The sequence below is a fragment of the Streptomyces sp. enrichment culture genome (assembly GCF_964273145.1).
GTDB lineage: Bacteria > Actinomycetota > Actinomycetes > Streptomycetales > Streptomycetaceae > Streptomyces.
On record NZ_OZ186873.1, the window covers coordinates 4,486,118 to 4,499,456 of the forward strand.

Sequence of the window (13,339 nt, forward strand, 5' to 3'; positions counted from 1 at the left end):
CCGTCGCTAGGGCCTCTCGTTTGGATCATGCCGGGCTCGCGGGGCCTGGTGCCGTGCCTCGCCGCGTCGTCGTCGGTTGCCATGGCTTTCGCCATGGCGCCCTCCTCCGCCTTGCGATGCACGGCACCGGGTCCCGCTCCCTGATCCGACCCGATCCAAACGAAAGACCCTAGGCGTCGCGGCGCTTGAGCACCACGTAACCGCCGATCAGTGCCGCGGCCACCCACAGCACCATGATCCCGAGGCCGCCCCACGGGCCGTAGGGAGTGTCGTCGTCGGCCGGCAGGACCACCTGCATGATCTTGCTGCCGGCCTGGTCGGGCAGGAACTGGCCCGCCTTCTGCGTCACGTCGACCGTGCCGAGGACGCTGGAGATCAGGAAGAAAAACGGCATCAGGATGCCGAGCGACAGCATCGGCGAGCGCAGCATCGCGGCGATGCCCATCGAGAACATCGCGATGAGGGTCATGTACAGACCGCCGCCGATGACCGCCCGCAGCACGCCCGGATCGCCGATCGACGCCTTCAGGTCGCCCAGCATCGCCTGCCCGAGGAAGAAGGCGGCGAAACTGGTGGCCATCCCGACCACCAGTGCCAGCAGGGAGGCCACCGCCACCTTGCCGAACAGGAAGGTGCCGCGCTGCGGCACGGCCGCCAGCGAGGTGCGGATCATGCCGGAGCTGTACTCGTTGGCCACCACGAGCACCCCGAACACGATCATCGCGAGCTGCCCCAGGCTCATCCCGGCGAAGCTGGTGAACGTCGGGTCGAAGGAGAGCCGGTCCTGCGGGCCCATGTCGCCGTACTCGCTCCTCGACAGCGCCGAGATCAGCATGCCGAGGGCGATCGTGACGACCGCCGCGAGGGACAGCGTCCACACCGTGGACGCCACCGACCGGATCTTGGTCCACTCGGACCGGACGACCTGTGCCGTGGCCATGGTCAGCCCCTCCTCCACTCGGTGCCCCACTGCTGCCCCGGCTGCTGTCCGGGGGGCCGCCCGCCGTGGGCGTGGTACTCCACCGACTCCGCCGTCAACCGCATGAACGCCTCCTCCAGCGAGGCCCGCTGGGGGCTCAGCTCGTGCAGCACGATCTGGTGCTGAGCGGCCAGCTCACCGATCCGCTCGGACTTGTCGCCGTCCACCTCCAGCACCTCGGCACCGCTCTCGGCGACCGTGATCCCCTCCCCGTGCAGCACGTCCAGCAGCCGCTCCCGCTGCGGGGTGCGGATCCGGACGTAACTGCGCGAGTTCTGCGCGATGAAGTCGGCCATCGAGGTGTCGGCGAGCAGCCGGCCCTGGCCGATGACGACCAGGTGGTCCGCGGTCAGCGCCATCTCGCTCATCAGGTGGGAGGAGACGAAGACCGTACGGCCCTGCGCGGCCAGCGACTTCATCAGGTTGCGGATCCAGTGGATGCCCTCGGGGTCCAGGCCGTTGACCGGCTCGTCGAACATCAGGATCCGCGGATCGCCCAGCAGCGCCGCGGCGATGCCCAGCCGCTGGCCCATGCCGAGCGAGAAGCCCTTGGCCTTCTTCCTCGCCACCGCCGTCAGACCGACGACGTCCAGCACCTCGTGCACCCGGGCGGACGGGATGCCGTTGGCCTGCGCCAGGCACAGCAGGTGGTGGTAGGCGCTGCGCCCGCCGTGCACGGCCTTGGCGTCCAGCAGGGCGCCGACGCACGTCAGCGGGTCCTTGAGCTCGTCGTAGCGCTTGCCCTCGATCCGCACGTCCCCGGCGGTGGGCCGGTCGAGCCCCAGCACCATCCGCATCGTGGTCGACTTGCCCGCCCCGTTGGGCCCGAGGAAGCCGGTGATGATGCCGGGTCTGACGGTGAAGGTGAGGTTGTTGACCGCCACCTTCTCGCCGTACCGCTTCGTCAGCCCCTCGAGCTCGATCATGCCGCCCACGCTAGAACGGGACGGGGCCCTCTGCCACCGCAATGACAGAGGGCCCCGCAGGTTTTCGGCCGAAGTGCGTCGACGCGTTACCGCGACTGCTGGGCGGGCACCCCGCGGGAGACCGGATCGTCGTCCGTGGACGGCGTGCCGGCGGCGGCCACCGCGGCACCCGTGAGGGTCGCCAGCATCTCGCGCACGTTCGTCAGCTGCGCGTTGATGGAGTCGCGGCGGTTGGTGAGCGCCGCCAGCTCACGCTCGGACTCCGAACGGATGCGGTCGGCCTTGGCGTTGGCGTCGGCCACGATGTCCTCGGCCTGGCGCTGCGCCGTCTCGACGGTCTGGCGGGCACGGCGCTCGGCGTCGGTGCGCAGCTTCTCCGCCTCCAGGCGCAGCTGCTCGGCCCGGTGCTCGATCTCCGCCAGCCGCTTCTCCGCCTTCTGCTGACGGGCGGCCAGGTCCCGCTCGGACTGCTCGCGGCGCTTGGCGAGGTTCGTCTCGAAGTCGGCGGCGGCCTGGGCGGCCTTGGCGCGGGTCTCCTCGAAGAGGGCCTCCGCCTCCTCCCGCTTGGACTGGGCGTCCTTCTGCGCCTCGGCCCGCAGCTGGGCGGCGTCGCTCTTGGCCTTCTCGACGATCCGCACGCCCTCGTCCTCGGCCTTCGCCTTGCGCTCGGCGGCGTACACCTCGGCGTCGTTGCGCACCTGCTGGGCCGCCGACTCGGCGAGGTCGCGGTGCTGCTCGGCCGCGCGCCGGGCCTCCTCACGCAGTTCCTTGGCCTCTTCCTCGGCCAGGCGCAGGATCTTCTCGACCCGGGCGCCGAGACCCGCGTACGACGGTTCGACCTCGGTGATCTGGGCCTGAGCGTTCTGGGTCTCGAGGTGGAGCTCCTCGATGCGCTTCTCCAGAGCGGTGATGCGGGCGAGAGCACTGTCACGGTCGGAGACGAGCTTGGAGATACGTTCGTCCACCTGAGCGCGGTCGTACCCACGCCGCACAAGCTCGAAGCCGTAGGGGGAAGTGTCGCTCATGGGGTTCCTGTCGAAAGAGACCGGTGAGGTGATAGGGGGAATCCTAGGGGTTTGGGCGGTGTGTCATCGAGCAGAAGCCCGATTGGTGGGGAGAATGACACCCCTTTTGAGTGGCTAACCGGGTGACGGCTTGCCAAACGTAGAGCCAAAGGCTCTAGCAGACACCGGAATTGCACCTCCTCGCTACTTGTCCGACGACTTGCCACCCGATCGGGGGGCGCCCACGGTCGCGCCCGCCTTGACCCCGCCGTCCTTGCCCGCGGGCGGCGCCTCGAAGGACTCCAGCGCCTCCAGCACGTCCTGGACCCGCGAGATCTCCGCGTTGATGTCCTCGCGGCGCCGCACCAGGGCCTCCAGCTCGCGCCGGCCCTCCTCGACCGTGCGCCGGGCCTCCCGCTCCGCCTCGGCCTTGATCGTCTCGGCCTCCTTGACGAGCGTGGCCTTCTTCTGCTCAGCCTCCTTCAGCAGCCCCTCGGCCCTCTTGACGGCGGCGATCCGCACCTTCCCGGCCTCGGAATTGGCCTCCGAGACGATCTCCTTGGCCTTCGCCTCCGCCTCGGCGAGCTGCTCCTCGGCGGCCTTGACCAGGGCGTCGCACCGGTCACCGGCCGACTTCATCGCCTCGGCGGCCTCACGGCGGGCCCGCTCGTGCAGCTCCTCGATCTCGGTGGTGAGGCGATCGCGCAGCTCCTCGGCGCGCTCCCTGATCCGGGTGGCGTCCTGGCGGGCGCCGACGAGCAGCTCGTCCGCGTCCGAGCGGGCCTTCTCCACCAGGGTGTTGCCCTGGATCGTCGCCTCGGCGACGATCCGCTCGGCCTCCTTGCGGGCCGCGCCCACCATCGTGTCGGCCTGCGACTCGGCGTCCGCCGTGGTCTTCAGCGCCTGCTGCTGCGCCTCGGTGAGCAGCTTGTCCGCCTCGGCCGTCGTCTCGGCGATGAGCTTGTCGACCTGCTCGGCCGCCTCCGAACGCCGCTTGTTGGCGTCCTTGCGGGCCTCGTCCAGGGTGCGCTCGGCCTCCTCGCGCGCCTGGGTCGTCACCCGTTCGGCCTCCGCCGCCGCGTCGGTCTTGACCCGCTCCGCCTCGGTGCGGGTCCGCTCGGCGTGCCGCTGCGCGGAGCCGACCGTCTCGGCGGCCTCGGCGCGCAGCCGCTCGGCCTCCCCGGTGGCGTCCGCCACCAGCTTCTCGGCCTTCGCGGCCGCCTCGGTGCGCACCCGCTCGGCCTCCGCGGCCGTCTCGGTCCGCAGCCGCTCCGCCTCGGTGGCCGCCTCCGCGCGGACCCGCTCGGCCTCCCCGGTGGCGTCCGCCACCAGCTTCTCGGCCTTCGCGGCCGCCTCGGTGCGCACCCGCTCGGCCTCCGCGGCCGTCTCGGTGCGGATCCGCTCGGTCTCGGCGGCCGTCTCCGTGGTCAGCAGCTCGGCTTCCCTGCGCGCCTCGGTGATGAGCGTGTCCGCCTGCGCCGCCGCGTCCGACCGGATGCGGTTGGCGTCCTCGCGGGCGTCCGCCCGGGTGCGCGCCGCCGCCTGGTCGGCCTCGGCGAGCGTGTCCGACGCCTGGGTGCGCACCCGCTGGGCGTGCTCGGCGACATCCGTGCGGATCCGCTCCGCCTCGGCCATCGCCTCGGACATCGTGCGCTCGGCGAGCGCCTTGGCGGCCTCGGCCTCCTCCTGCGCCTCGCGCCGCAGCCGGGTGGCGTCCTCGCCGGCCCGCTCCCGCTCCGCGTAGGCGTCGGAACGGACCCGGTCCGCCTCCTCCTCGGCCTCCCGGCGGGTACGCTCCGCCGCGTGCTCGGCGGCGCTGCGCAGCCCGGCGATCTCCTCCTGGGCCTGCTCGTGCAGCCCGGCCACCGAGTCGCGCACCTGCTGGGCGTGCTGCTCGGCCGCCGACACCATCTCGGCGGCGCGGCGGTCGGCCTCCTCGACCAGACGGGTCGCCTCGGCCTGCGCGTCCTCCACGCGCTTGCGCGCCGAGGCGAGCAGCTCCTCGCTCTGCTCCCGCGCCCGCTCGCGCTCCTGGTCGGCCTCCTGCCGGGCCGCGCCCAGCAGCTCCTCGGCCTCGCGGCGGCGCCGGGCGGCCTCCTCCTGCGCGGCGGACAGCGTCTCCGACGCCTCCGCGGCCAGCCGTTCGGCGGCGGCCTGGGCCTCCGCCCGCACCCGGTCCGCGCTCTCCTGCGCCTCCGTCTTCAGCCGCTCCGCCTCGGCCGCGGCCTCCGAACGCAGGCGTACGGCGACGGCCTCGCCCTCCGCGCGGGACGCGGACGCGTCCGAGGCGGCCTCGGTGCGCAGCCGCTCGGCCTCCGCCTCGGCCTGCTGCTGGAGCGTACGGATCCGCTCGGCGGACTCCGCGCGCAGCCGCTCGCTCTCCTCGGCGGCCTCCCGGCGGATCCGCGCGGCCTCCTCGCGCGCCTCGGCCAGCGCCTGCTCGGCGGCGGCGAGCCGCTCCTCGGCCTCCGACTTCAGCCGCGTCAGCTCCTCGGCGGCCTCCGTCTGCCGGGCCGCCATCGCCCGCTCGGTCTCCTCGCGCAGCTCGCGCGCGGCCCGCTCGGCGTCCTCCTTGAGCGCCTCGGCCTGCTCCGCGGCCTCCGTGCGGTGCCGCTCGGCCTCCGCGCGGGTGCGCTCCAGGGTCTCCTCGGCCTGCCGGCGCAGCGCCGTGGCCCGCTCGATGGCCTCGGTGCGGACCTTCTCGCTGTCCGCGGTCGCGGTCTGCCGCAGCTCGTCCGCGTCCGCCTTGGCCTTGGCGAGCAGCCCCTCGGCGGTCTTGGCCGCCTCCTCGATCTGCGCCACGGCCTCGCGCCGGGCCTCCGCGCGGATCCGGTCGCCCTCGTCGACGGCGTCGGCGCGCAGCTGCTCGGCCTCGCCGCGCAGCCGGCGGGCCTCCTCCTGCAGCTCGACCGTCTTGGCGCGGTACTCCTTGGTGTCGTCCTTGGCCGCGCCCTTGAGCTGCTCGGCGATGTCGTGGGCCTCGGCGCGCAGCCGATCAGCCTCGGCCTCGGCCTCCTTGCGGATCCGCTCGGCCTCCTCGGCGGCGGCCTTGGTGGTCTTCTTGGCCTCCTCCGACGCCTTGTTGAGGACGTCCTCGGCGGTCTTGGCGGCCTTCGACAGCTGCGTCGCCGTCTCCTCGGCGGCGAGTGTGCGGGCCTTCTCGGTGGCCTCGGCGACGATCTTCTCGGCCTCGGCGCGGGCGTCGGCGACCAGCTGCTCGGCCTCCGCCCGGGTGGCCTCGGCCTCCTTCGTCGCCTCGCCGACCAGCCGGGCCACCTGCTCCTTGGCCACGCGCGTGCGCTGCTCGTTGGCCGTCTCGGCGCTCGCCAGCGCCTTGGCGGCGGCCTCCTTCGCCTCGGCGACCAGCTTCTCGGCCTCGGCGCGGGCCTCGCGCAGCGCCGTGTCCGCCTCGGCCAGGCGCTGCTCGGCGGTCCGGCTCAGCTCCTGGGCCTGACGGCGGGCGGCCTCGGACTCGGCGGCGGTGACGGTGCGCAGCTGCTCGGCGTGGTCGGTGGCCTCCTGGGCCTGGGTGGAGGCGGCGTTCAGCAGCCGCTCGGCGTCCGCGCGGGCGCGGCGCAGCAGCTGCTCGGCCTCCGCGCGGGCGGCCTCGGCCTCGCTCCGCAGGCGTTGGCGGGCCTCGGCGGTCAGCCGCTCGGCCTCCGCGCGGGCGGTGGCCAGGGACTGCTCGGCCTCCGCGCGGGACTCCTCCAGCAGCCGGCGGGCCTGCTGCTCGGTACGGGCGCGCAACTGCTCCGCCCACGCCACGTTCTCGTTGACGTGCGACTCGACGGTCTGCCGGCGCTCGGCCAGCTCCTGGTCGAGCTGCTGGCGCCGGGTCACCGCCTCCTGGTGCAGCTCCGCCTGGAGGCGGGCCGCCTGCTCGGCGTGCTCCTGGAGGATGCGCTGGGTCTGCGCCCGGGCCTGGCTCAGCTCGCGCTCGGCGTCGGCGCGGATCTGGTCGGCCTGCATCTGCGCGTTGCGCAGCAACTGTTCGGCCTGGTAGCCGATGTCGGCGCTGTCGTAGGCGGGCCGGGACATGATGGTGCGGCGCGCCTCGTGCAGCTTGGCGCGCAGCACCTCGACCTGGTAGCCGAGGTCCTCGGCGTGCTGGATCGCCTTTTCCCGCTCGGTCCTCAGCCGCTTCATCTCGGCCTCGAACCGAGAGAGGTGGTCGACGTCAGCCGCCGGCTCTCGCTCCTGGCTCTCGTAGCCCCGCACTGCGCGGTCCCATCCGTCCCCTGGTCGCAAAACTCTCCGAACGAGCCCCCGACCGTCCGCCGGACGGGGCTCCCGGGGAATGGTGTCAGATCAACCGCGGAGCATGGGTTGCCGCCCCGGCGCTTGTTCCCCGAAACCCGGTCCCCGGCGGTCCCGTCACCTGGCGGTGGCAGGACCGGGTCACCCTGGACTGAGCGGCGACCGCGCCCAACCCTACCGGCCCCTTCGCGCGAGGGTCAGTGCTCAGGTGCCTCAACCGGCGCGGAAGTGACCAGTTCTGTCAGGACGCCATGGCAGTCCTTGGGGTGCAGGAAGGTGATCCGCGACCCCATGGAACCGCGCCGGGGCTCGTCGTACAGGACGCGTACGCCCTTGTCGCGGACGGCCGCGGCGTCGCCGTCCACGTCCGCGGTGCCGAAGGCGATGTGGTGGACGCCCTCGCCGTTCCTGGCGAGCCACTTGGCGACGGGGGAGTCCTCGCGAATCGGTTCGAGCAGCTGGAGGTACGAGGCGCCGCCGTCCGACGTATCGTTGATCTTGAGCATGGCCTCGCGCACGCCCTGCTCCTCGTTGACCTCGGTGTGGAACACCTCGAAGCCGTACGTGGCACGGTAGAACTCGACGGTGGCGTCGAGGTCGCGGCAGGCGATCCCGATGTGGTCGATTCGCGTCAGCATGGATTCAGTGCAGCGCTCCGGAGGTGATTACGCAACGTGCGCGCGATCACACCGACAGCCCGGTGACGGGCGGGATACCGCTCAGTACATTCGGGTAAACCCTCGTTCACTCCTCGGCCTGCGGGCCGGTAAGGAGATCGCAGCTCATGTCTTCTGGAACCTCTGGAACCGGCGGGGCCAACGGCACGACGTCCGTCATCGTCGCCGGTGCCCGCACTCCGATGGGGCGGCTGCTCGGCTCGCTGAAGTCCTTCTCCGGGGCCGACCTCGGCGGCTTCGCGATCAAGGCCGCCCTCGACCGTGCGGGCATCGGGGGCGACCAGGTGCAGTACGTGATCATGGGCCAGGTGCTGCAGGCCGGCGCGGGCCAGATCCCGGCGCGACAGGCCGCCGTCAAGGCCGGCATCCCGATGAACGTCCCCGCGCTCACCGTCAACAAGGTCTGCCTGTCGGGCCTGGACGCGATCGCCCTCGCCGACCAGCTCATTCGCGCCGGCGAATTCGACGTCGTCGTCGCCGGCGGGCAGGAGTCCATGACCAACGCCCCGCACCTGCTGCCCAAGTCGCGCGAGGGCTTCAAGTACGGCGCCGTCCAGATGCTCGACGCCATGGCGTACGACGGGCTCACCGACCCCTTCGAGGGCATCGCCATGGGCGAGTCCACCGAGAGGCACAACGCGCGGCTGGGCATCGGGCGCGAGGAGCAGGACGCCGTGGCCGCGCTGTCCCACCAGCGGGCCGCCGCCGCCCAGAAGAACGGCGTCTTCGAGGCCGAGATCACGCCGGTGGAGATCCCGCAGCGCAAGGGCGACGCGGTGCTGTTCAGCAAGGACGAGGGCATCCGCCCGGACACGACGGCGGAGTCGCTGGGCAAGCTGCGGCCGGCCTTCTCCAAGGACGGCACGATCACCGCCGGGTCGTCCTCGCAGATCTCCGACGGCGCCGCGGCCGTGGTCGTGATGAGCAAGGCCAAGGCGCAGGAGCTGGGGCTGGACTGGATCGCCGAGATCGGCGCCCACGGGAACGTGGCCGGGCCGGACAACTCGTTGCAGTCGCAGCCGTCGAACGCGATCCTGCACGCCCTGAAGAAGGAGGGGCTGGAGGTCTCGGACCTCGATCTGATCGAGATCAACGAGGCGTTCGCGGCCGTCGCCGTGCAGTCAATGAAGGATCTCGGCGTTTCCTCCGAAAAGGTGAATGTCAATGGCGGTGCCATTGCCCTGGGTCACCCGATCGGGATGTCCGGGGCGCGCCTCGTCCTCCACCTGGCACTGGAGCTGAAGCGGCGCGGCGGCGGGGTCGGCGCGGCGGCGCTGTGCGGGGGCGGCGGACAGGGTGACGCGCTGATCGTGCGGGTACCGAAGGCCTGACGGCGTCTTCGGGCCGGCCGACCTACCTTCTCCTTCTCGGGAACGGAGCTGTGATGCAGGACGTCTCCACGCTGGTGGCCCAGGCCAGGGAAGGCCGGCCGCGGGCCGTGGCCCGGCTGATCTCGCTGGTGGAGGGGGCGTCCCCACAGCTGAGGGAGGTCATGGCGGCGCTGGCGCCGCTGACCGGCGGGGCGTACGTGGTCGGACTGACCGGGTCGCCGGGCGTGGGGAAGTCCACGTCGACGTCGGCGCTCGTGACCGCGTACCGCAAGCAGGGCAAGCGGGTCGGGGTGCTGGCGGTGGACCCGTCGTCGCCCTTTTCCGGGGGTGCGCTGCTCGGCGACCGGGTGCGGATGTCCGAGCACGCCTCCGACCCCGGGGTCTACATCCGGTCGATGGCGACGCGCGGGCACCTGGGCGGTCTCGCCTGGGCCGCGCCCCAGGCGATCCGGGTGCTGGACGCGGCCGGGTGCGACGTGATCCTCGTCGAGACGGTCGGGGTCGGGCAGTCGGAGGTGGAGATCGCCGCGCAGGCCGACACGTCCGTGGTGCTGCTCGCGCCGGGGATGGGCGACGGGATCCAGGCGGCCAAGGCCGGGATCCTGGAGATCGGCGACGTGTACGTCGTGAACAAGGCCGACCGGGACGGGGCCGACGCGACGGCGCGCGAGCTGAACCACATGCTGGGGCTGGGGGAGGCGCGCGGGCCCGGCGACTGGCGTCCGCCGATCGTCAAGACGGTCGCGGCGCGGGGGGAGGGCGTCGACGAGGTCGTCGAGGCGCTGGAGAAGCACCGGGCGTGGATGGAGGAACGGGGGGTGCTCGCGGAACGGCGGCTGGCGCGGGCCGCGCGCGAGGTGGAGACGATCGCGGTGACGGCCCTGCGGGAGCGGATCGGGGACCTGCGCGGGGACCGGCGGCTGGGGGCGCTGGCGGAGCGGATCGTCACGGGGGAGCTGGATCCCTACCGGGCGGCGGACGAGCTGGTGGCGGGGGTGACCGGGGGCTGACGTCCGCCCGCGGCGGCCTGCGCGCCTCCGGTCGGGTGCGGTGCCCGCGGCGGCCTGCGCGGGTGTTCGGTGGTGGCTGGTGCGCCCCCTGCTCGAAGGGGCCGGGAAGCGGCGCCCCGGCGGCGGCCGCCGCGGCGCCGGGGCGCCTGTGGGGGCGGGGTCCGTTCGGCGGCGTCGTCAGTCGTCGTCGTGGTCCGCCGTGGCCTTGCCCGACCTCAGGTCGACGCGCCAGTCGTGCCCGTCGTCCCGGCCCGGGCCGTGCGTCTCCACTTCCCATCCCCTGGACCGGCCGTCCTCGTCCAGGTCCACCGACGTCACCTCACCGCCCTTGCCGGCGACGGCCTTCGCGGCGTCGGCGGCCGTCACGGCGGCACCCTTCAGGGCGGCCCGTACGGGAGCGGTGCCGTCGTCCTCGTCCTCGTCTCCGTCCTCGGCGCGGGCGTCGAGGACCTTGCCGGTGCCGGCGTCGACCGTGACACTGCGCCAAGTGCCGCCGGAGGTGAGGACGTCGACCTCCCAGACCGTGCGGTCCTCGCCGCCCTCGCCGCCCTCGTCGTCCAGTTCGGCGGAGACCGCGGTGCCCGGGGCGTGCCGCAGGGCGGAGGCGATGGCCTCCGGGGCCGTCACACCGGCGGAGGACGCCCGCGCGGCGTCATCGTCCCGGTCGTCCCGGTCGTCCCGGTCGTCGCGCGCGTCGTCGTCCGAGGCGCGCGCGCCGGTCTGCCGGGCCGGGGCCCCGTCGCCGGCCGCGGTCGCCAGCGCCGTCGCCGTACCGCCCCCGACCAGCGCGGCGGCTGTGAGGGCGGCGATCACGATGTTGCGCTTCATGGGGATCCTCCCGAGTCGTACGGCTTGTGACGTCGTCCACTGTCGCCGACCGACGCTGAGAGGAAGCTGAAGCCACCTGAAGCGATCTTCAGGTCGATTTTGCGACCCTCTACCCATGCACCCACCCGTCACCCGCCACCGCCCCGCCGGAGACCCCGCGCGCCGCCCCTTTCGCATCCTGATCGTCGAGGACGAGAAGCGGCTGGCCCTGTCGCTCGCCCGGGGACTGACGGCCGAGGGGTACGCCGTGGACGTCGTCCACGACGGGCGGGAGGGGCTGCACCGGGCCGCCGAGGGGACGTACGACCTCGTGATCCTCGACATCATGCTGCCCGGCCTCAACGGCTACCGCGTCTGCGCCGCCCTGCGCGCCGCCGGGCACGAGGTGCCGATCCTGATGCTCACCGCGAAGGACGGCGAGTACGACGAGGCGGAGGGGCTCGACACGGGCGCGGACGATTACCTGACCAAGCCGTTCTCGTACGTCGTCCTCGTCGCCCGGGTCAAGGCGCTGCTGCGGCGGCGCGGTCAGGGCGCCGGTCCCTCACCCGTGTGGGTCTGCGGGGACCTGAAGGTCGACACCGCGGCCCGCCGGGTCTTCCTGGAGGAGAGGGAGGTGGCGCTCACCGCCAGGGAGTTCGCCGTGCTGGAACAGCTCGTGATGCGCGCGGGCGAGGTGGTGTCCAAGGGGGAGATCCTCGAACACGTGTGGGACTTCGCGTACGAGGGCGATCCCAACATCGTCGAGGTGTACGTCAGCGCGCTGCGGCGCAAGCTGCGGGCCGGGCTCATCCGGACCGTGCGCGGGGCCGGGTACCGGCTGGAGGCGTCGCCGTGAGACGGCTGTTCGGTTCGGTGCGGGCCCGGGCGACGCTCGGCGCCACCCTCGTGGTGGCCGTCGCGCTCGTCGCGGCCGGGGCCGCCGTCCTGCTGTCCCTGCGGACGAACCTGCACGGCGAGGCGGGCACCCAGGCGGAACGCTCGGCACGGGCGGTGGCCACCGAGCTCGCCGTCGGCAAGGCGTACGACGAGCTGCCGCTGGACGCGGAGGACCGGCCCGTGCAGGTCGTGGACGAGGACGGCAGGCTGGTCGCCGCCAGCGAGGACCTGGAGCGGATCGGGGGGACCGGCACCGGCGCGGTCCGGCCGCACACGGGCGCGGACGTGGGCGAGGACGAGGAGGGCGACGGGGAACTGGAGCCCGGCGAGATCGGGGAGCGGCCCGCCTACAGCGACGGGTTCGCGACGATCGACGGGGAGACGGAGGACTACCGGTTCGCCGCGCTGCCCGTCGAGACCCCGGACCGGGGCACGCTCACCGTCTACGCCGGTGCCCCGCTCTCCGCCGAGCACGGTGCCGTGGGCAGCGCGACGACCGCCATGCTGATCGGCTTCCCGCTGCTGCTCGCGGTCGTCGCGGGCGTGACCTGGCTGGTCACCGGGCGCGCGCTGCGCCCGGTCGAGGGGATCCGGCGCGAGATGGCCGCCATCACCGCCTCCGAGGACCTGGCGCGGCGCGTCCCGGTGCCGGACACCCACGACGAGGTGGCCCGGCTCGCGACCACGACCAACGAGACGCTGGCCGCGCTGGAGGCGTCCGTGGAGCGGCAGCGGCGGTTCGTCGCCGACGCCTCGCACGAGCTGCGCAGCCCGATCGCCAGCCTGCGGACCCAGCTGGAGGTGGGCGCGGCCCACCCGGAGCTGCTCGACCTCGACGGTGCCGTCGAGGACACCGTACGGCTGCAGCGGCTCGCCGCGGACCTGCTGCTGCTCGCCCGGCTGGACGCGGGGGAGCGGCCCGCCGACGGGCGGGTGGACCTCGCCGCGCTGGTGCGGGAGGCGGTGGAGGGCAGGCCCGGGGTGAGCGTGCGGGCGCAGGAGGGCGTGGCGGTGGCCGGGTCGCGGGGACAGCTGGAGCGGGTGCTCGCCAACCTGCTCGACAACGCGCAGCGGCACGCCCGGTCGGCGGTCGAGGTGTCCGTGCGCAGGGAGGGGACCGCGGCCGTGGTCGGCGTCGCCGACGACGGGGACGGGGTGCCCGTGGAGGACCGGGAGCGCGTCTTCGAGCGGTTCGTGCGGCTGGACGCCGCCCGCAGCCGCGACGACGGCGGGGCGGGACTGGGGCTCGCCATCGCCCGGGACGTCGCCGTACGGCACGGCGGCGCGCTCACGGTGCGCGACGCACCGGCGGGCGGGGCCCTGTTCGAGCTCCGCCTGCCGGGTGTCTAGGGTCTTTCGTTTGGGATCAGGTCGGATCAGGGAGCGGGACCTGGTGCCGTGCGTCGCAAGGCGGAGGAGGGCGCCATGGCGAAAGCCATGGCAACCGA

At 73.4% G+C, this 13,339-nt stretch carries 10 protein-coding genes; 4 read left to right on the forward strand and 6 right to left on the reverse strand.

The window, feature by feature from the left end; all coding sequences use genetic code 11:
- Positions 1 to 169: 169 nt before the first annotated feature.
- From ACSU6Z_RS20385 to mce, 5 genes are all read right to left on the reverse strand, one after another.
- Positions 170 to 940, reverse strand: coding sequence for an ABC transporter permease (locus ACSU6Z_RS20385; RefSeq protein WP_437047589.1), 771 nt, complete (start codon positions 938 to 940; stop codon positions 170 to 172).
- Positions 941 to 942: 2 nt separating this feature from the next.
- Positions 943 to 1,905, reverse strand: coding sequence for an ABC transporter ATP-binding protein (locus ACSU6Z_RS20390; RefSeq protein ID WP_437047590.1), 963 nt, complete (start codon positions 1,903 to 1,905; stop codon positions 943 to 945).
- Positions 1,906 to 1,991: 86 nt separating this feature from the next.
- The gene (locus tag ACSU6Z_RS20395; RefSeq protein ID WP_437047591.1) at positions 1,992 to 2,930 is read right to left on the reverse strand and encodes a cellulose-binding protein; all 939 of its coding nucleotides are present in this window, start codon (positions 2,928 to 2,930) and stop codon (positions 1,992 to 1,994) included.
- A gap of 183 nt (positions 2,931 to 3,113) precedes the next feature.
- Complete coding sequence (gene scy / locus ACSU6Z_RS20400) at positions 3,114 to 7,127, reverse strand: polarized growth protein Scy (RefSeq protein WP_437047593.1); 4,014 nt, start codon at positions 7,125 to 7,127, stop codon at positions 3,114 to 3,116.
- 236 nt (positions 7,128 to 7,363) lie between these two features.
- Complete coding sequence (mce, locus tag ACSU6Z_RS20405; RefSeq protein WP_437047594.1) at positions 7,364 to 7,804, reverse strand: methylmalonyl-CoA epimerase; 441 nt, start codon at positions 7,802 to 7,804, stop codon at positions 7,364 to 7,366.
- A gap of 146 nt (positions 7,805 to 7,950) precedes the next feature.
- On the opposite strand from mce, the gene ACSU6Z_RS20410 reads away from it, so the two are divergent.
- Together ACSU6Z_RS20410 and meaB are read left to right on the forward strand one after the other, a co-directional pair.
- The gene (locus ACSU6Z_RS20410; protein ID WP_437047595.1) at positions 7,951 to 9,174 is read left to right on the forward strand and encodes an acetyl-CoA C-acetyltransferase; all 1,224 of its coding nucleotides are present in this window, start codon (positions 7,951 to 7,953) and stop codon (positions 9,172 to 9,174) included.
- 53 nt (positions 9,175 to 9,227) lie between these two features.
- On the forward strand, positions 9,228 to 10,184 hold the full coding sequence (meaB, locus tag ACSU6Z_RS20415; RefSeq protein ID WP_437047597.1) for a methylmalonyl Co-A mutase-associated GTPase MeaB: 957 nt from the start codon (positions 9,228 to 9,230) through the stop codon (positions 10,182 to 10,184).
- A 177-nt stretch (positions 10,185 to 10,361) separates the two neighbouring features.
- On the opposite strand, the gene ACSU6Z_RS20420 is transcribed toward meaB, so the two are convergent.
- Entirely contained in the window at positions 10,362 to 11,012 is a 651-nt protein-coding gene (locus ACSU6Z_RS20420; protein WP_437047599.1) for a PepSY domain-containing protein, read from the reverse strand.
- A 115-nt stretch (positions 11,013 to 11,127) separates the two neighbouring features.
- Between ACSU6Z_RS20420 and ACSU6Z_RS20425 the strand changes: the two genes are divergently transcribed.
- Complete coding sequence (locus ACSU6Z_RS20425) at positions 11,128 to 11,850, forward strand: response regulator transcription factor (protein ID WP_437047601.1); 723 nt, start codon at positions 11,128 to 11,130, stop codon at positions 11,848 to 11,850.
- Entirely contained in the window at positions 11,847 to 13,241 is a 1,395-nt protein-coding gene (locus tag ACSU6Z_RS20430) for a sensor histidine kinase (protein WP_437047602.1), read from the forward strand. Before ACSU6Z_RS20425 ends, ACSU6Z_RS20430 begins: the two co-directional genes overlap by 4 nt.
- Positions 13,242 to 13,339: the final 98 nt, after the last annotated feature.

Coding starts and splice junctions, on each gene's coding strand:
- ACSU6Z_RS20385 (WP_437047589.1), bottom strand. CDS start 940: ATGGCCACGGCACAGGTCGTCCGGTCCGAGTGGACCAAGATCCGGTCG.
- ACSU6Z_RS20390 (WP_437047590.1), bottom strand. CDS start 1,905: ATGATCGAGCTCGAGGGGCTGACGAAGCGGTACGGCGAGAAGGTGGCG.
- ACSU6Z_RS20395 (WP_437047591.1), bottom strand. CDS start 2,930: ATGAGCGACACTTCCCCCTACGGCTTCGAGCTTGTGCGGCGTGGGTAC.
- mce (WP_437047594.1), bottom strand. CDS start 7,804: ATGCTGACGCGAATCGACCACATCGGGATCGCCTGCCGCGACCTCGAC.
- ACSU6Z_RS20410 (WP_437047595.1), top strand. CDS start 7,951: ATGTCTTCTGGAACCTCTGGAACCGGCGGGGCCAACGGCACGACGTCC.
- meaB (WP_437047597.1), top strand. CDS start 9,228: ATGCAGGACGTCTCCACGCTGGTGGCCCAGGCCAGGGAAGGCCGGCCG.
- ACSU6Z_RS20420 (WP_437047599.1), bottom strand. CDS start 11,012: ATGAAGCGCAACATCGTGATCGCCGCCCTCACAGCCGCCGCGCTGGTC.
- ACSU6Z_RS20425 (WP_437047601.1), top strand. CDS start 11,128: ATGCACCCACCCGTCACCCGCCACCGCCCCGCCGGAGACCCCGCGCGC.